The organism is Glaciihabitans sp. dw_435 (assembly GCF_018449675.1).
GTDB lineage: Bacteria > Actinomycetota > Actinomycetes > Actinomycetales > Microbacteriaceae > Glaciihabitans.
In genome coordinates, this window is record NZ_JAAVUZ010000001.1 from 229,742 (window position 1) to 247,330 (window position 17,589).

Annotated in this window: 15 protein-coding genes, 1 pseudogene and 1 riboswitch; of the genes and pseudogenes, 12 read left to right on the forward strand and 4 right to left on the reverse strand. The window is 66.5% G+C overall.

Going from position 1 to position 17,589, the window contains the following annotated elements; translation table 11 throughout:
• Positions 1-36 precede the first annotated feature (36 nt).
• The 4 genes from HB677_RS01085 (at position 37) to HB677_RS01100 (ending at position 5,276) form a co-directional block, all read left to right on the forward strand.
• Positions 37-2,310 carry an LLM class flavin-dependent oxidoreductase gene (locus tag HB677_RS01085; RefSeq protein WP_213813802.1) on the forward strand — a complete coding sequence of 758 codons (2,274 nt, stop codon included), beginning with the start codon at positions 37-39 and terminating at the stop codon, positions 2,308-2,310.
• A gap of 107 nt (positions 2,311-2,417) precedes the next feature.
• The gene (locus tag HB677_RS01090; RefSeq protein WP_213813803.1) at positions 2,418-2,774 is read left to right on the forward strand and encodes a hypothetical protein; all 357 of its coding nucleotides are present in this window, start codon (positions 2,418-2,420) and stop codon (positions 2,772-2,774) included.
• Positions 2,775-2,894: 120 nt separating this feature from the next.
• Positions 2,895-4,076, forward strand: coding sequence for a hypothetical protein (locus HB677_RS01095; RefSeq protein ID WP_213813804.1), 1,182 nt, complete (start codon positions 2,895-2,897; stop codon positions 4,074-4,076).
• A gap of 12 nt (positions 4,077-4,088) precedes the next feature.
• A complete protein-coding gene (locus HB677_RS01100) occupies positions 4,089-5,276 on the forward strand; it encodes a hypothetical protein (RefSeq protein ID WP_213813805.1) in 1,188 nt (395 codons plus the stop codon).
• Between the two features lie 343 nt (positions 5,277-5,619).
• Here HB677_RS01100 and HB677_RS01105 read toward each other — a convergent pair whose 3' ends face one another.
• Positions 5,620-5,964 (reverse strand): LysR family transcriptional regulator, encoded by a 345-nt coding sequence (locus tag HB677_RS01105; RefSeq protein WP_213813806.1) that lies wholly within the window; start codon positions 5,962-5,964, stop codon positions 5,620-5,622.
• Between the two features lie 96 nt (positions 5,965-6,060).
• On the opposite strand from HB677_RS01105, the gene HB677_RS01110 reads away from it, so the two are divergent.
• On the forward strand, positions 6,061-7,731 hold the full coding sequence (locus tag HB677_RS01110; protein WP_213813807.1) for an ABC-F family ATP-binding cassette domain-containing protein: 1,671 nt from the start codon (positions 6,061-6,063) through the stop codon (positions 7,729-7,731).
• 79 nt (positions 7,732-7,810) lie between these two features.
• Positions 7,811-8,488 carry an LON peptidase substrate-binding domain-containing protein gene (locus HB677_RS01115; protein WP_213813808.1) on the forward strand — a complete coding sequence of 226 codons (678 nt, stop codon included), beginning with the start codon at positions 7,811-7,813 and terminating at the stop codon, positions 8,486-8,488.
• Here the strand turns inward: HB677_RS01115 and HB677_RS01120 are convergent.
• Positions 8,485-8,946 (reverse strand): hypothetical protein, encoded by a 462-nt coding sequence (locus HB677_RS01120; RefSeq protein WP_213813809.1) that lies wholly within the window; start codon positions 8,944-8,946, stop codon positions 8,485-8,487. The genes HB677_RS01115 and HB677_RS01120 overlap by 4 nt on opposite strands.
• A 155-nt stretch (positions 8,947-9,101) precedes the next feature.
• Between HB677_RS01120 and HB677_RS01125 the strand changes: the two genes are divergently transcribed.
• The 6 genes from HB677_RS01125 to gcvP all read left to right on the forward strand — a co-directional run bounded on the left by HB677_RS01125 (position 9,102) and on the right by gcvP (position 15,558).
• Complete coding sequence (locus HB677_RS01125) at positions 9,102-9,428, forward strand: excalibur calcium-binding domain-containing protein (protein WP_213813810.1); 327 nt, start codon at positions 9,102-9,104, stop codon at positions 9,426-9,428.
• Positions 9,429-9,509: 81 nt separating this feature from the next.
• Positions 9,510-10,271, forward strand: a complete 762-nt coding sequence (locus tag HB677_RS01130; protein WP_307852427.1) for an HNH endonuclease family protein — start codon at positions 9,510-9,512, stop codon at positions 10,269-10,271.
• A 35-nt stretch (positions 10,272-10,306) separates the two neighbouring features.
• Positions 10,307-10,789, forward strand: coding sequence for a GNAT family N-acetyltransferase (locus HB677_RS01135; protein WP_213813812.1), 483 nt, complete (start codon positions 10,307-10,309; stop codon positions 10,787-10,789).
• 111 nt (positions 10,790-10,900) lie between these two features.
• Positions 10,901-10,994, forward strand: a riboswitch (glycine riboswitch).
• A gap of 126 nt (positions 10,995-11,120) precedes the next feature.
• Positions 11,121-12,272: a glycine cleavage system aminomethyltransferase GcvT gene (gene gcvT, locus HB677_RS01140; RefSeq protein ID WP_307852428.1), complete on the forward strand. Its 1,152-nt coding sequence runs from the start codon at positions 11,121-11,123 to the stop codon at positions 12,270-12,272.
• On the forward strand, positions 12,272-12,643 hold the full coding sequence (gcvH, locus tag HB677_RS01145; RefSeq protein ID WP_213813814.1) for a glycine cleavage system protein GcvH: 372 nt from the start codon (positions 12,272-12,274) through the stop codon (positions 12,641-12,643). Before gcvT ends, gcvH begins: the two co-directional genes overlap by 1 nt.
• Positions 12,643-15,558, forward strand: a complete 2,916-nt coding sequence (gene gcvP, locus HB677_RS01150; RefSeq protein ID WP_213813815.1) for an aminomethyl-transferring glycine dehydrogenase — start codon at positions 12,643-12,645, stop codon at positions 15,556-15,558. Before gcvH ends, gcvP begins: the two co-directional genes overlap by 1 nt.
• Before the next feature lie 55 nt (positions 15,559-15,613).
• Here the strand turns inward: gcvP and HB677_RS01155 are convergent.
• Positions 15,614-17,195: pseudogene (locus tag HB677_RS01155) on the reverse strand (cation acetate symporter).
• The gene (locus tag HB677_RS01160) at positions 17,192-17,533 is read right to left on the reverse strand and encodes a DUF485 domain-containing protein (protein ID WP_213813816.1); all 342 of its coding nucleotides are present in this window, start codon (positions 17,531-17,533) and stop codon (positions 17,192-17,194) included. The pseudogene HB677_RS01155 and the gene HB677_RS01160 overlap by 4 nt, the downstream one beginning before the upstream one ends.
• Between the last annotated feature and the right edge of the window lie 56 nt (positions 17,534-17,589).

A 17,589-nucleotide genomic window follows, 5' to 3' on the forward strand; every position in this document is an offset into this window, starting at 1 on the left:
TTTGTGTGCTCGCGCGGGAGGATGCAGAGTTGACCCATGCCCGATTACGGTTTGCCCCTGCTCTTTGGAACGTTTATCACCCCGACCAACCGGAACCCGCAGGCCGCGGTCGATCTGGCAATCGTGAGCGAAGAGGTGGGGTTCGACCTCGTCACTTTCCAGGACCACCCGTACCAGCCGGCCTTCCTCGACACCTGGACCCTGATGACCTGGGTGGCGGCACAGACGGAATCCATCCACATCGCGCCCAATGTGCTGAGCACGCCGCTGCGTCCCCCGGCCGTGACCGCCCGGGCCGCCGCGAGCCTCGATCTGCTCTCCGGCGGCCGGTTCGATCTCGCCCTCGGCGCCGGCGCCTTCTGGGACGCCATCGAGGGCATGGGCGGCCGACGCCTGACCGCGGGCCAGGCCGTGGATGCGCTCAGCGAGGCGATCGACGTCATCCGCGGAATCTGGAGCGTGGATGACCGTGCCCCGCTGCGCATCGATGGTGACTACTACCGGTTGGCCGGCGCCAAGCGTGGCCCGGCTCCCGCACACGAGATGCCCATCTGGGTGGGGGCATACAAGCCGCGGATGCTGCGGCTGACCGGACGCAAGGCCGACGGCTGGTTGCCCTCTCTCGGCTACATGAAACCCGGGGACTTTGCCGCGGGCAACGCGATCATCGATGAGGCAGCAATCGCGGCAGGCCGCGCCCCGAGCGACATCCGCCGTCTCGCCAACATTGGGGGACAATTCGCCGCCGCCGGGCAGGGCTTCCTCGTCGGACCGCCCGCCCAGTGGGTCGAGGAACTCCTTCCTTATGCGCTGGACGACGGTGTGGGAACCTTCATCGTGTCGACGGATGATCCGGGCACCATGCAGCGCTTCGCCGACGAGGTGGCACCCGCCCTGCGTGAGGCGGTCGCGGCTGAGCGGCGCTCGCGGGGAACGGTGGAGCGGGGCATCCGCTCGTCCATCGCCCTGTCCAAGCGGCGCGATGGAATCGACTACGACGCCATCCCCGCGTCGCTGGCCGCGGCGGCCGTCGAACCCGGCGATGTCGGGTTCTCGAAGGTGCGCTCCACCTATATGCGCGGTGGGTCTCCTGGACTCGTGCTGCGCGTCGGGTCGGCCGAGGAGGTGGTCGAGGCGCTCGCGTTCGCGCGGTCGCAACCCGTGGCGCTCGCCGTACGCAGCGGCGGTCACGGCATCAGCGGCCGCTCCACCAACGATGGCGGGATCGTCATTGACCTGGCGGGACTGAACTCCATCGAGGTCATCGACGAGCGGGCCCGGCGCGTGCGCATTGGACCCGGCGCCCGCTGGATGGACGTCGCCGCGGTGCTGGGCGAGCGCGGCTGGGCGCTGAGCTCGGGCGACTACGGCGGGGTCGGGGTCGGCGGGCTCGCGACGGCGGGCGGAATCGGATGGCTCGTGCGCGAGCACGGCCTCACCATCGACCACCTCCGCAGCGTCGAGATGGTGCTCGCCGATGGTTCCTTCGTGCACGCCGACGCCGAGCAGAACACCGATCTGTTCTGGGCCGTGCGCGGGGCCGGAGCAAACTTCGGCATCGTCACCTCGTTCGAGTTCGAGGTGGACGACATCGGCGACGTCGGCTGGGCGCAGCTCGCTTTCGACGCGAGCGACACCGCGGGCTTCCTCGAGGGCTGGGGAGCCGAGGTCGAGGCCGCGCCGCGCGACCTCACGAGCTTCCTCATCATGGGACCGCCCCGCGCCGGGCAACCGCACGTCGCCCAGGTGATGGCGGTCGTCGACTCCGACCAGCCCGAGACCATCATCGAGCGGTTGCAGCCCCTCGCCAACCTTGCGCCACTGCTCGACCAGACGGTGCAGCTGAAGTCCTACGCCGCCATCATGGCCAACTCGCAGGGAGGCGACCACACCGGCCAGGGCGAACCCATCGCGCGCTCCGGTCTGCTCGACCACATCACTCCCGAGTTCGCCGCTGCGGCGGAACGCATGCTGGCAACGGGGGAGGTCTACTTCTTTCAGATCCGCGCGGTGGGAGGTGCGGTGGCGGATGTCCCGGCCGACGCGACCGCGTACGGCAACCGTTCCGCCAACTTCTCGGTCGTCGCGTTCGGATCGCACCCGCAGGTGATGGACCGGCTCTGGGCCGACATGCACGCGCACTTTGACGGGCTGTACCTGAGCTTCGAGACGGACCAGCACCACGACCGCCTCGCCGACGCGTTCCCGCCAGCAACGATCGCCCGACTGCGCGAGCTCAAGGTGCGGTTCGACCCCGACAACGTCTTCCGCGACAATTTCAACATCACGCCCCTTCAGGTTCACGGCTAGAGGCCGGCCGCTAAGCTCCGGGTAACCACGACGAACAGGGGCACGAAATGGCACGAGAGCGACTCCCGCGGCCGGATCGCCCACGCAAGCCCGGCTTTCTCGATGACATGCCTGTTCCGCCAGCGGCGCCCGTCGACACCACCGGTGAGCCCGGCCGAGCGTCCGATCACCTGTCGTCTCTCGGCGAGGGCCCCGGTCAGACGCCGCTCGAAGACGTCATCCCCGGAGCGATATTGGTCCTGGTCGCGGCCATGGCCCTTCCCATCGTCGCCATCGCCGCGTTCTTCCCCGGAACGCCTGTGGCGATACCGGCGGTCTTTCTCCCGGTCGGACTTGTCTTCCTGATCCTCGGCATTTGGCTCATTCGGCGTGGAGCCAAACGATGGGCCTGGCGCAAGGCGAATGTGCACCTCACCGGTGGCCGCTACCTCCGTCCGTGGGAGAAGACTCCCGACTCGTACTGACGAGCGCGAACCAGCCTCGAACTGGGGGTAGAACTTGTCGTTTGCTCAATCTGGCCGCGGTTAGGCTCCTCTAAGTCGACGAATAACACGGTTTGAGTCGCAGATTCTGGGGGAATTCTTATGATGTATACGAAACATCTTCTTCGTACGGCGTCGGTGCTGCTTCTCAGCGCTGCACTGATCGTGCCCGCCCAGGTGTCGGCATCCGCTGACACCGTGGTTCACACCACCGCGGCCTCGCCGGTGACACATATTCTCGCGTCGACGAAGGCGTTCTCGAAGGCACCGGTGCCCAAGGTTACCGGCGTCCGTCAGGTCGGCAAGGCGCTCACCGCCGTCGCGGGCACGTGGAAGTCCAAGCCCACCACCCTCCGCTACCAGTGGACGCGCAATGGCAAGCCCATCGCGCACGCCACCGCCAAGACCTACACGCTCGGTGCGGCCGACGGCGGCACCCGCGTCGGCGTCGTTGTGACGGCCAAGCGCTCCGGCTACAAGACCACCTCCCGCACCTCCGCGGTGTCGGTCATCGCCCTCGCGACCTTCGTCAAGGCGACCCGCCCGATCGCGTCCGGTGACGCCGTCTACGGACACACCCTGCAGGTGTACCTCGGTGCGTGGAGCCCCGCTCCCATCGCGAGCTATCAGTGGAAGAGCGCGGGCAAGCCGATTGCCGGTGCCACCCGAGCCAGCTACACCGTCGCCAAGACCGATGTCGGTCACCAGATCACGGTGACAGTGACGGGCAAGCGCGCCGGCTACAATACCGTCGTCGCCACGTCGGTCGGCACCAAGGTCGTTCCCGCCATTCAGGCACCGTCGACCACCGTCCCCGCCGACTCCGAGAGCCTGGTGAACGTCGATATCGTTCCCGGAACATACATTGCTACGTCCGGCACGGTCGACTGCGAGTGGGAGCGGTACTCCCGAAACCAAGACGAGCTCGGATACGGCTTCGGACCCGGCCAGCGCATCGTAACGATCTCGGCCAGTGACTACGAGTTCTACAGCGATGGCTGTGGCACGTGGACTCCCATCGCCAACGTCGCGCTGACAGCGCTGACGACCATCCCCGACGGTGGCGCATTCGCGGTCGGCTCGCAGGTGCAGCCCGGCGAGTACACGGCACCCAACCCGCTCGGGACCTGCTACTGGTCGCTGTACTCCGATTACTCCGGTAGCGAAGACAGCTGGATCGATTACGACTATCCCGAATCGGCGAACGTCACCGTTCGGGTGCCGGCGAATGCCGCCCTGTTCGAGGTCGATGGTTGTGGTCCCTGGACCCGCATCGCGGACTAGCGACAATTTCTGATGATGTATTCGAGACGTCTTCTTCGTACCGCGGCGGTGCTGCTGCTCAGCGCCGCCCTGGTCGTGCCCGCACAGGCGTCCGCGTCGGCCCAGACCGTGGTTCACACCGCGGCAGCGTCGCCGGTTTCGCACGTTTTCGCCTCCACGAAGGCGTTCTCGAAAGCACCCGTGCCGAAGGTGACCGGTGTCGGCCAGGTCGGCAAGGTGATCACCGCTGTGGCCGGAACGTGGAAATCCAAGCCCACCACGCTCCGCTACCAGTGGATGCGCAACGGCAAGCCGATTGCCCACGCTACGGGTAGGGCATACAAGCTCGTCGCGGCCGACGGCGGTACCCGAGTCGGCGTCGTCGTAACGGGCACGAGGCCTGGGTACAAGACCACGTCCCGCACCTCCGCGGTGACGGTCATTGCCCTCGCGAGCTTCATCAGGGTGAGCCATCCCATCGTGTATGGCGAAGTGCGGTATGGCCACACCCTGCGGGTGTACCTCGACGCGTGGACTCCGGCCCCCATCGCGAGCTACCAGTGGAAGAGCGCCGGCAAGCCGATTGCGGGTGCTACCCGTGCGAGCTACACGATCGCGAAAACCGACGTGGGCCACCAGATCACCGTGACGGTGACGGGCAAGCGCCCCGGGTACAAGACCGTCCTGGCGACCTCGGTCGGCACCCAGCGCGTGCCGGCAATTGTTCCGCCTGCCGCGGGCATGGCGCGCGACGGCGAGTACCTCGTGGGCGTCGACGTCATTCCAGGCACGTATGTGGCGCGGTCGTCTGGCGTGAACTGCTCGTGGTACCGCCTCGGTCGCGATACCGACTATGACTACCTCGGCCAGGGCGCTGCACCGGGCCAGGCGATCGTTACCATCGCCGCGTCAGACGTGTATTTCCAAACCGACGGCTGTGGCAGCTGGGTCCCGATCGCAGACGTTCCGTTCACCGTCATGGATTCCATTACCGTGGATGGCGAGTTGGCCGTCCACGCGCAGGTCATCCCCGGCGTCTACACGACGACAAACCCGTTCGGCGGCTGCCTGTGGGAGACGTATTCGGACTTCTCTGGAAGCGACGAAAGCTACGTGGACGGCGGCTACAGCTACGACCCCACCGTCGTCGCGACCATCAATCCGACCGACGCGGCCTTCGAAACCGACGGCTGCGGCACCTGGACGCGCATTTCCGACTAGTTGCTCACGAAGTACCCCGAGATTTCGAGTGGAATCCCGGGGCACTTCGTCGTCAGGCGCGCTGCGTCTGCGATCGATGCGGCAGCCCTGAACCCGTCTCGAGGATCGCCAGCGGCTTCGGCGCGGGTCAGAGGATTGTCACCATCTCACTGTGGGACCAGGGTTTCAGCACCCACGGCTGTGGAGCCTGCACGCCCATCGCGTCGGTGCCCTTCAGCATGTCCACGTCGGTGGCAGCCAGCGGGGTGTTCGCCGTGCACTCACAACTCGCGCCCGGGTATTACTCGACTCGCACTGCACAACCACCGACTGTGGTGTCTGGGACCTGGTCGACCAATAAGGCCTAGCGGCCCTGGCGCTGTTTTTTCGGTCGCGGCGCGCCCTTGACCGCGGGGGCGCGTCCCTTGCCCTTGGACGCCTTGGCCTTGCCGCCGGCGTTCTGCTTGGGCTTCTCGGGCTCGGGCGCCTCGGCCAATTCGATGCGGGCGGCCTTCAGAAGCGCGTTGCCGGCCTTGGTCAGCGTGGTGGTTTCCGCGTTGCGGTTGAAGAGCGCTTCGCCGAGTTCCGTCTCGAGTTTCTCGACCGACGAACTGAGCTTGGCGCGGGAGATGTTGAGCTGCTCTGCCGCGCGAGCGAAGTGCAACTCCTCGGCGACGGCGACAAAATGCCGTAGGAGGGTGATGTTCACGGGCAGCCTTTCGTTACGTGCGCGCGAGTCGCGTACGCACTCACAGGGTATCCGGGATGTGCCGGTGGCCGGGCGGACCAGTGAGAACATTGACCCATGACCGCAACACTGGTGGCCAAGGGCCTTGCCGGAGGCTACGCCCATCGCACCCTCTTTGATTCCCTCGATCTGACCGTTGCCCCCGGGGACGTCGTCGGCGTCGTCGGGGTGAACGGCGCGGGCAAGTCCACCCTGCTGCGTCTGCTCGCCGGCGTCGCCGAACCACAGGCGGGCACCATCAGCCTCAGCCCCGCGGACGCCTTCGTCGGCTGGCTCCCGCAGGAACACGAACGACTCGACGGCGAGACGGTCGGCCAGTACATCGCGCGCCGCACCGGCTGCGCCGAAACGACGAGGGAAATGGATGCCGCGGCGGCAGCGCTCGGGGACCTCGATCCCACCCCGCGCCCGGACGGCCTCGACCCCAGTGATGTCTACTCGATCGCGTTAGACCGGTGGCTGGCGAGCGGCGCCGCGGACCTCGACGAGCGGCTGCCCATCGTGCTCGCCGATCTCGGCCTGGAACTCGGATCGTCCGTGGCCGAAGACGCCCTGATGACCTCCCTGTCCGGTGGTCAGGCGGCGCGCGTGGGACTCGCGGCTCTCCTGCTGTCACGATTCGACATCGTGCTGCTGGATGAGCCCACGAACGACCTGGACCTCGACGGCCTCGAGCGACTCGAGTCCTTCGTGCGGGGTCTTCGGGGCGGAGTCATCCTCGTCAGTCACGATCGCGAATTTCTCGCCCGCTGCGTGACCCGTGTGCTGGAGCTCGACCTGGCCCAGGGCACCAATCGCGTGTTCGGCGGAGGGTACGACTCCTATCTCGAGGAGCGCGAGACCGCGCGGCGGCACAAGCGCGAGGAGTACGACGAGTTCGCCGACAAGAAGGCGGATCTCATCGGGCGCGCCCGCGTGCAGCGCGAGTGGTCGAGCCAGGGCGTGCGCAACGCGATGAAAAAGTCTCCCGACAACGACAAGATCCGTCGCAAGGCCTCCATGGAGTCCAGCGAGAAGCAGGGCCAGAAGGTGCGGCAGATGGAGAGCCGCATCGCGCGGCTCGAGGAGGTCGACGAACCCCGCAAGGAATGGCAGCTCGAGTTCACCATTGGTGCTGCGCCCCGGTCGAGCACCGTCGTGTCGACGCTCAGCGCGGCAGTCTTCCGCCAGGGGGACTTCACTCTCGGGCCGGTCTCGCTGCAGGTCAACGCGGGTGAACGTATTGGCATTACCGGCCCGAACGGGGCGGGAAAGTCCACGCTGTTGCGCGCCCTGCTCGGGAGGCAGGCCGCCGACGAGGGCATCGCGAACCTCGGTACGAGCGTGCGCATCGGTGAAATCGACCAGGCGCGCTCGCTGCTCGCCGGCGACCGGCCGCTGTCGGTGAGTTTCGAGGAGCTCGTTCCGGACTGGCCGATCGCGGAGGTGCGCACCCTTCTGGCGAAGTTCGGTCTGAAGGCCGATCACGTCAACCGCTCGGTGGACGAGCTGTCGCCGGGGGAGCGCACCCGTGCGGGACTCGCGCTGCTGCAGGCCCGTGGCATCAACCTGCTGGTGCTCGACGAACCGACCAACCATCTCGACCTCGCCGCGATCGAGCAGCTCGAGCAGGCACTCGACTCCTACGAGGGCACCCTGCTGCTGGTCACCCACGACCGTCGGATGCTCGAGAACGTGTCCCTCGACCGCCAGTTGCGCGTCGAGAACGGTCGGGTCACCGAACTCTGACCCGCGGCCGGCGCCACCACCGGCGAATTCGCAGCCCGCATCGCTTGGCCCCCGTGCCCGGGCATGGTTCGCTAAGTGGATGACGGATATGCCGATGTTTCCCCTCGGGTCAGTTCTCTTCCCCTATATGCCGTTGCACCTGCGCGTCTTCGAGGAGCGCTACCTCGTGATGCTCTCCCGCATTCTCACCGAGGAGCCGGCCGAATTCGGCGTCGTGCTCATTGAACGCGGTCAGGAGGTCGGCGGCGGCGAACACCGCTTCCCCTTCGGCACCGTCGCCCAGATTACCGAGCTCGAGGGCGCGGAAGGCTTCGTTGGAGTCGTCGCCCAGGGCGACAGGCGCATCGAAGTCACCGAGTGGAAGGACGAGGACCCGCACCCGCAGGCTCTCGTACGCGAACTGCCCGAGCTCGAATGGAACGACGTGCTGCTTCCCCTGCGCGAGCAGGCCGAACTGGCCGTGCGGCGCAGCCTGGCGATGGCAAGCGAATTCACCGAGCTGCAATGGGCACCGGATGTCGCGCTCTCCGACGATCCCGTCGCCGCAGCGTGGCAACTCGCCGCCATCGCACCCCTGAACCAGCTCGACCAGGTCGATCTCTTGCGCTCGAGCACCATGGGCGGGCTGCTGCGGTCGATCTTGGACTACTCGCTCGCGGCGAGCGAATCGTTTCAGGCGGTCTGGCCCGGCGACGACGGGGATGACCTCGACGAAGACCTCGATCCCGGTTCGGACCCGGACGAGGATCGCGGCTAGGCACCCCGCGCGGAGGCGTGGGCGGCGACGCGCAACAGCGGCCCATCGGCGGCGGGCGCTCCAAGTTCATCGAGCATCTCGAGGTCGTCGAGCGTGCGCTCGAGATGGGGGCGCAGCCGCGTGGCATCCCGAAGTCCCACCGACCGCACCGTGATGTAGGGCGCAAAATCGCGCTCAATCAGGTCGGTGAAGCCGTCATAGGGTTCGGCGATGTCGGCGCCAATCATGGCGATGAAGCACTCGCGGCGGCGACGCAGCCGGCACAGCCCGGTGACCTGGTCGATCATGAGATACGGCAGCGCGGCGCCGTGCGGATCTGTCTGCACCACGTCACCCGGTGCGAACAGTGCCCACCAGAGCAGTGGCGGCAGGTTGGTGGCGTGCAGCCGGGGCTCCGGGCCCGGTGTCTCGGACAGCAGGGGCCGGTCGGAGCTGCTCAATTCGACTTGGTAACTCATCGTGGCCTCCCAACGTCCACCCCCAGCTTCGCAGAAAGCGGGGGCGGAGCGAACGATTTCTCACCGATGTCACGGGCGGCCAGACCCCGAACGGGGGAGTAGGCCGACCGGTCGTACGCGGATAGCTTTACCCCGAGCGCACGAGGGAAGTAGCAATGAAGCTGAAGATCGTCATCATTACAGTCGCGTCGGTTGTTGCGCTGGGAGTGATGCCCATGCAGGCCGCGACCGCCGCGCCCGTGGCATCCACCTCTGTTGCGTCCGTATCGGCGAAGGCCCACCTGACCGCCGGCGCAAAGCTCTTCGCGAACTGCACCGCGCTCAACAAGACGTACAAGCACGGCGTCGGTAAGAAGGGCGCAAAGGACAAGGTGAGCGGCAAGTCAAAGCCCGTAACCAACTTCAAGGTCGACAACGCGCTGTACTCGGCGAACAAGAAGTCCGACCGCGATGGCGACGGCGTCGCCTGTGAGAAGCGTTAGTCTTCTGAGCTGAGGTCTCGCCGCGGGCGGGAGGTCGGGCGCTGGATGTGCCCGGTCCGCTCCCTGCGAAAGGCGTGCTGCGTGAAACGGTCACCACTGGCGTGGATTCTGGTGCTGGTTGTCGTGATCGTCGGAGGCATCGGCGCCGCCATCGGTACGGCGTCGAGCCGCGTAGCGCCGGAAGCTCTTCCGTCCGTGTCGGTGACGCCGTTTGCCCCGGCGCCCGATGCGACGATGGTGCCCGACCCGTCGGCCGCCCCTTCGCTACCCCTCACGATTCTCGCCTACCCCGATGCGGCGCAGGCGCTGACGGATCTGGCCGGGATCCCGGTCAAGGGCCGGGCGCCGAAGACGGGCTACGACCGCGTCGGCGACTTCGGCACCGCGTGGAAGGACGTCGACCACAACGGGTGCGACACCCGCAACGACATCCTCGCCCGCGATCTGACGAGCGCCGAGTTGTCAGGACCGTGCAAGGTCATCAGTGGTGTGCTTGCCGACCCCTACACCGCAAAGACCATTCATTTTGTGCGCGGCAACACCACATCCACGCTCGTACAGATCGACCACATGGTGGCGTTGTCCAACGCCTGGCAGACCGGGGCGCAACAGCTCACCCAGGACCAGCGGGTCGCTCTCGCCAATGACCCGGTCAACCTGATGGCGGTGGACGGAGCAACCAACTCGTCCAAGGGGGACGGCGACACCGCCACCTGGCTGCCGCCGAACAAGGCAATCCGCTGCACGTATGTATCCCGCCAGGTCACCGTCAAGGCGAAGTACCACCTCTGGGTTACAGCGGCCGAGCACGACGCGATGGTGCGCATCCTCGGCGCCTGCTGACGGCAAGCCCGCGCACCTTCGGCGAGACTGGATGCATGCCCGAATACCGCATCGACCATGTCTCCTACGATGATCCGCGTGCTGCCGAAATGCGGGAGGCAATGGACGTCGAGCTCTTTGCCCTGTACGCCACGCCCGAACAGCCGGTGATGGACGACGCCACGCTGGCCGCCCTCGAGATCGACCCCGCCACCATGGTGAGCACGCTGCTGGTCATCGGACCGGACGGCGCGGTGGTCGGACACGCCGCACTGCGTCACCTCGACGACGAGTGGGAGATGAAGCGCGTCGTCGTCGACAGCGCCCACCGCGGAGCGGGGCTGGCAAAGCGACTCGTCGCCCAGATCGAGGCAGACGCCCGCGGCATGGGCGCTCGCCGACTCATCCTGCACACCGGAGGCCTCCAGCCCGCTGCCGAGGCGCTCTATTCGGGGTTGGGCTACGAGCCGATCCCGGTCTACGAGCCGTACGCCTCGGTAATGCCCGCCTCGAAGTGCTTCGCGAAGACCCTCGGCTAACGCGCACGGGCGCATACCTCTTAATAGGGAGCTTCGAGCCGACGCGGAAACCGTCACCCGCGTGAAACACGGCGCTTGCTAGGCTTGGCGCACAATTGAACATCGGGCCACGAACGCGATGCGGGAGAGCCGGACGACACCAGTCCGGCACCGAAGGAGCAAGCCTCCCCGCCAATCTCTCAGGTACATGTACCGCATCGAACTGGCCGCTCTGAAAAGTGGATGACGCGAGCCGTCGTTCCGCCGAAGGTGAAAGCACGATCCGTGCGAAACTCTCAGGCTCATGACAGAGGGGGAGTTTCATCCATAGCCCATGCGCCAGGAGAACTCCGTGTCCGAAGAGAACGACCCCTCGACAGAAGAACGTCTGTCCCCGCTGCACTCCGTGCACGTGAAGGCCGGTGCCAGCTTCACCGACTTCGCCGGATGGCAGATGCCGGTCAGCTATGGCTCCGACCTCGCCGAGCACCACGCCGTCCGCACCGCCGCCGGCCTGTTCGACCTCTCCCACATGGGTGAGATCTTCGTCGTCGGACCGGAAGCAGCCCAGGCCCTCGACTACGCCCTTGCCGGCAAGATTTCCGCCACCGCCGTTGGGCAGGCGAAGTACAGCCTGCTCCTCTCGCGAAGCGGCGGCATCGTCGATGACCTCGTCACCTACCGCACCGGCGAGGACCGCTTCGTCGTGGTGGCCAACGCCTCCAACCGCGAGGCCGTTGCTGCCGAGCTGCTGGAGCGCACCTCCCCGTTCGAGTGCGACGTCTTTGACGCGAGTGACGACATCGCGCTGATCGCGATCCAGGGCCCGAAGGCACTCGAGATTCTCAGCCAGGTCGACACCGTGCAGATCGACGGCCTCGCCGACATGAAGTACTACTGGTCGGCCCCCGGAAACTTCGGGGAGCGCGGTGAGCACGAACTGCTCGTCGCGCGCACCGGGTACACCGGCGAGGACGGCTTCGAGATCTACGTCGCTCCGGATGCCGCCATCGCGCTGTGGGACGCCATCATCGAGACCGGTGCCGGCAGCGGACTTGTTCCCGCCGGACTCGCCAGCCGCGACACCCTGCGCCTCGAGGCGGGCATGCCGCTGTACGGACACGAACTCGGCCTCGACACCTTCCCCGTGCAGGCAGGCCTCGGCCGCGTCGTCAACCTGAAGAAGGAAGGCGACTTCGTCGGCCGTGAAGCGGTCGAGGTCGGGCCTCCCGCTGACGCTCGCGTTCTCGTTGGCCTCACCACCGAGGGTCGTCGCGCCGGTCGCGCCGACTACTCCGTCTTCGCGTCGCAGTCCACCGACGATGACCCGATCGGCACCATCACCAGCGGCGCGCTGTCGCCCACCCTCGGCTACCCCGTAGCCATGGCCTACGTCGAGACTTCCGTCTCAGCCGTGGGAACCACCCTGTACATCGATGTTCGTGGCACCCGCGTGCCCGCGACCGTCGTATCCCTTCCCTTCTACAAGAGAGAATCACGCTGATGGCCGACAAGACAGAACTCCAGTACACCGCCGAGCACGAGTGGGTCCTCGTCGAGGGCACCACGGCGACCGTGGGCATCACCGAGTACGCCGCTGACAAGCTCGGCGATGTGGTGTTCGTCGACCTTCCCGCGGTGGGCTCCACCGTGGCATCCGGTGCCATCGTCGGAGAGATCGAGTCGACCAAGTCCGTCGGCGAGCTGTTCGCCCCGGTCAACGGCACCGTTCTCGAGGCCAACCAGGCCGTCGTCAACACTCCCGAGCTGGTCAACAGCGACCCGTTCGGTGAGGGCTGGCTCATCAAGGTCACCTTCGAATCGCTGCCCGCGCTGCTGACGTTCGACGAGTACTCCGCGCTGGTGGCCGAGTAATGGCGGGCACCTTCGGGCTTGAGGAGCGTTTCGCCGATCGCCACATCGGTACGGATGACGAGTCCCAGGCGGCCATGCTCGCCGTGGTCGGGTACGACACCGTCGAGCACATGGTCGAGGCGGCCGTGCCCGAGTCGATCGCCGTCGAGCCCATCAAGAATTCCCGCATCCCCGCGCCGGCCACGGAACGCCAGGCCCTCGCGGAGCTGCGCGTGCTCGGCGGGCACAACACCGTGCGTCGCTCGATGATTGGCCTCGGCTACTACGACACGATCACCCCGGCCGTCATCAAGCGGAACGTGCTTGAGAACCCGAGCTGGTACACGGCCTACACGCCGTACCAGCCCGAGATTAGCCAGGGTCGCCTCGAGGCGCTCATCAACTTCCAGACGATGATCTCCGACCTCACCGGCCTCTCGACAGCGAACGCATCCATGCTCGACGAGGGCACCGCCGTCGTCGAGGGCATGCTGCTCGCGCGCCGCGCCTCCAAATCGGCCTCGCACGCCTTCATCATCGACGCGGATGCCCTGCCCCAGACCAAGGCACTGCTCGTCAACCGTGCAGCTGCGGTGGGGATCGAGCTCGTCGAGCTTCCGCTGGCATCCACTTCTCCCTCCGACCTCCCCGATTCTTTCGGGGTCTTCGTGCAGTACCCGGGTGCTTCGGGCAATCTGTGGGATCCGACCGCGGTCATCGCGGCTGTGAAGGAGAAGGGCGGTCTCGCGGTCGCCGCCGCCGACCTCCTCGCCCTCACCCTCGTGAAGTCCCCGGGCGAACTGGGCGCGGACGTTGCCGTCGGCACCAGCCAGCGCTTTGGCGTTCCCATGGGCTTCGGCGGACCGCACGCCGGATACATGGCCGTGCGCGCCGGACTCGAACGCCAACTCCCCGGACGACTCGTCGGCGTCTCGCAGGACGCGGATGGGCACCCCGCCTACCGTCTCTCCCTGCAGGTGCGCGAGCAGCACATCCGCCGCGAAAAGGCGACGTCCAACATCTGCACCGCGCAGGTGCTGCTCGCCGTCATGGCGTCGATGTACGCCGTCTACCACGGCCCCATCGGGCTGCGTCGAATCGCCAACCGCGTGCACCAGAAGGCGCTGGCGTTTGCCCTGGCGCTGAAGGACGGCGGCTTCGAGCTCGAGAGTGACGAGTTCTTCGACACCCTGCGGGTGCGCGTTCCGGGCAAGGCCGACGCGATCCTCGCGGCGGCGATCGAGAAGAACATCACGCTGTACCGCGTGGACGCCGACACGGTGGGAATCAGCTTCGACGAGGCATCCACCGTCGACCTGCTCGACGACAACCTGCACGCGGACCTCTCGGGTGTCTTCGGGCTGGACACAGACAAGTTCTTCGTGAGCATGGCGGCGTTGCCTGACGCACTCGTGCGCGAGACCGAGTACCTCACGCACCCGGTGTTCAACACGCACCGCTCGGAGACGAGCATGATGCGCTACCTCAAGTACCTCGCCGACAAGGACTACGCGCTCGATCGCGGAATGATCCCGCTGGGGTCCTGCACGATGAAGCTGAACGCGGCCACCGAGATGGAATCCATCACCTGGCCCGAGTTCGCGAACATCCATCCGTTCGCACCGGCAGCCGACGTCGAGGGGTACCTCGTACTGATCTCGAACCTCGAGGGTTGGCTGGCCGAGGTCACCGGTTACGACAGCGTTTCCCTGCAGCCCAACGCGGGCAGCCAGGGTGAGCTCGCGGGGCTCCTGGCCATTCGTGGGTATCACCTCTCGCGGGGCGACACGCACCGCACGGTGTGCCTGATCCCGTCGAGCGCGCACGGCACCAACGCCGCCAGCGCCGTGCTTGCCGGCATGAAGGTCGTCGTTGTCGCCACCGATGAACTCGGCAACGTCGACGTCGATGACCTCAAGGCGAAGATCGAGCTGCACGCGGAGAATCTCGCGGCACTCATGATCACGTACCCGTCGACGCACGGCGTCTACGAGCACGAGGTCGCCACGATCTGCCGTCTGGTGCACGAGGCCGGCGGCCAGGTCTACGTCGACGGGGCCAACCTCAACGCCCTGCTCGGATACGCACGCTTCGGCGACTTCGGGGGCGACGTCTCGCACCTCAACCTCCACAAGACGTTCTGCATCCCGCACGGTGGCGGTGGACCTGGCGTCGGCCCCGTCGCTGCCAAGGCGCACCTCGCCCCGTTCCTGCCCGGACACCCGATGGCCCAGGCCTCACAGCACCCCGCATTCGACATGTACACAGGCCGCGCCGGCGATGTCGTGCACGGTGGTGGCCCCGTGAGCGCCGCGCCCTACGGAAGCCCGAGCATCCTGCCTATCAGCTGGGCATACGTGCGCATGATGGGTGCCGAGGGACTCAAGGCCGCCACCGGTGCCGCCGTCCTCGCGGCGAACTACGTGGCAGCGCGACTGCGCGACCACTACCCGGTGCTGTACGCAGGAGACAACGGACTCGTCGCCCACGAGTGCATCCTCGACCTGCGTCCGCTGACCGCGGCCACGGGAGTCTCCGTGGACGACGTCGCCAAGCGCCTCATCGACTACGGCTTCCACGCCCCGACGATGTCGTTCCCCGTGGCGGGCACCCTCATGGTCGAGCCCACCGAGAGCGAGGACCTCGTCGAGATTGACAGGTTCATCGACGCGATGATTGCGATCAAGCGGGAAGCGGATGACACGGCCGCGGGTCGCTGGCCTGCCGATGACAACCCGTTGCACGGTGCGCCGCACACCGCGCGCGCCGTCATCGTCGGGGAGTGGGATCACGCCTACACCCGCGAGGAAGCCGTCTACCCGATGAGCGCGCTCATCCGGGCCAAGTACTGGCCGCCCGTGCGCCGCATCGACAACGCGTACGGCGACCGCAACCTGGTGTGCGCGTGCCCGCCGATCGAGGCATTCGCCGAGTAATCCACACGAGGGTGCCGTCCGTCGTTTCTGCGACGGGCGGCGCCTTCGCGCGCGCTCAGTGCTTTGTCGCTTTTTCTGCCCCGATGCCGGTGAGGGAGCGCACCTCCATCTCGGCCGCGCGACTGTCGTCTTCGTGTCGGGTTCCGACGACACTGGCGAGCCAGCCGAGAAGGAATCCCAGCGGGATCGATACGATGCCGGGATTCGTCAGCGGGAACCACGAGAAATCGACGTTTTTAATGATGGATGTCTCGGCGCCCGACACCACGGGCGAGAACACGATCAGCACAAGAGCCGATCCGAGTCCGCCGTACATGCTCCAGAGGGCTCCCCGCGTGGTGAAGTTCTTCCAGAACAGGGAGTAGAGGATCGTCGGGAGGTTGGCGCTGGCCGCGATCGCGAACGCGAGCGCGACGAGGAACGCCACATTCTGCCCCTGCACCCCAATGCCGCCGGCGATGGCCAGAATGCCGATGATCACCACGGTGATGCGTGCCACCCGGACCTCGCCGTTCGGTGTGACCTCGCCCTTCTTGATCACGTTGGCGTAGACGTCATGCGCGAATGAGGTTGCCGCGGTGATGGTGAGTCCTGCGACCACCGCCAGGATCGTGGCAAAAGCGACGGCGGAGATGATGCCCAGCAGCACCGGGCCGCCCAGTTCGAAGGCGAGCTGCGGGGCCGCCGAGTTCACGCCTCCCGGAGCGGCGAGAATCGCGTCCTTCCCGATCAGGGCACCGGCGCCATACCCGAGCACGAGGGTGAAGAGATAGAAGATTCCGATTGCCCAGATGGCCCAGACGACGGACTTCCGTGCCTCCCGTGCCGTGGGCACCGTGTAGAACCGCATCAGCACGTGGGGGAGCCCCGCCGTTCCCAGCACGAGGGCGAGGGCCAGCGAGAGGAAGTCCAGTCGGCTGATGTCGGTGAGTCCGTACTGCACGCCGGGGCCGAGCACCGCAGCATCGGAGTTCGCCGCTGCCGCCCCGAGCAGGTCTGACAGGTTGAACCCATAGATGGCGAGCACCCAGCCGGTCATCACGGCGGCGCCCACGATCAGCAGGGCCGCCTTGATGATCTGCACCCAGGTGGTTCCCTTCATCCCGCCGATCAGCACGTAGATGATCATCAGGGCACCCACCACCGCGATCACGATGGACTGCCCGAGCGAGTCGTTAATGCCGAGCAGCAGCGACACAAGGCCTCCTGCTCCCGCCATCTGCGCGAGCAGGTAGAAGAAGCAGACCGCGAGCGTCGCGGTGGCCGCGGCCATGCGGACGGGGCGCTCTTTCAATCGGAACGACAAGACGTCAGCCATCGTGAACTTGCCGGTGTTGCGCAGCAGCTCCGCCACCAGCAGCAGCGCCACGAGCCACGCGACCAGGAATCCGATCGAATAGAGGAACCCGTCGTAGCCGTTAACGGCAATGGCGCCACAAATGCCCAGGAAGGATGCCGCGGACAGGTAGTCACCCGCAATCGCCGTGCCGTTTTGGTATCCGGTGAACGAGCGTCCCGCCGCGTAGTAGTCGGCGGCGGTCTTGCTTATTGCGGCTCGCGCGCAGCACGATCACGAGGGTGATCACCACAAATGCGCCGAAGATGGAGATGTTGAGGATGGGGTCGCCGATGGTCATGAGTCCGCCCCCTCGGTCTCCAGCTCGTCCCGCAGCTCGGTGGCGAGCGGATCGAGGTGCCGGTTGGCGTACACCACGTACCAGGTGGTGATGGCGAACGTCGAGACGAATTGGCCGAGTCCGAGCAGCAGTCCGATGTTGACGTTGCCGAGCACGGGTGTCGACATGAAGTCGTGCGCGTAGTCCGCCAGCAGAACGTAGGCGAAGTACCAGAGCAGGAAGAGCACGGCGACCGGAAAGACGAACGACCTGTGGCGTCGTCGCAGTCGCTGGAACCGTTCGGATGACTCGACCTCGGCGAAGTCGATGGGCGTGGTGCTCGGGGCAGTGTCGCGCATGGCATCTCCTCGTGATGCAGGCGGACGGCGTTGTACGCCTGAATTCCATCTACCCA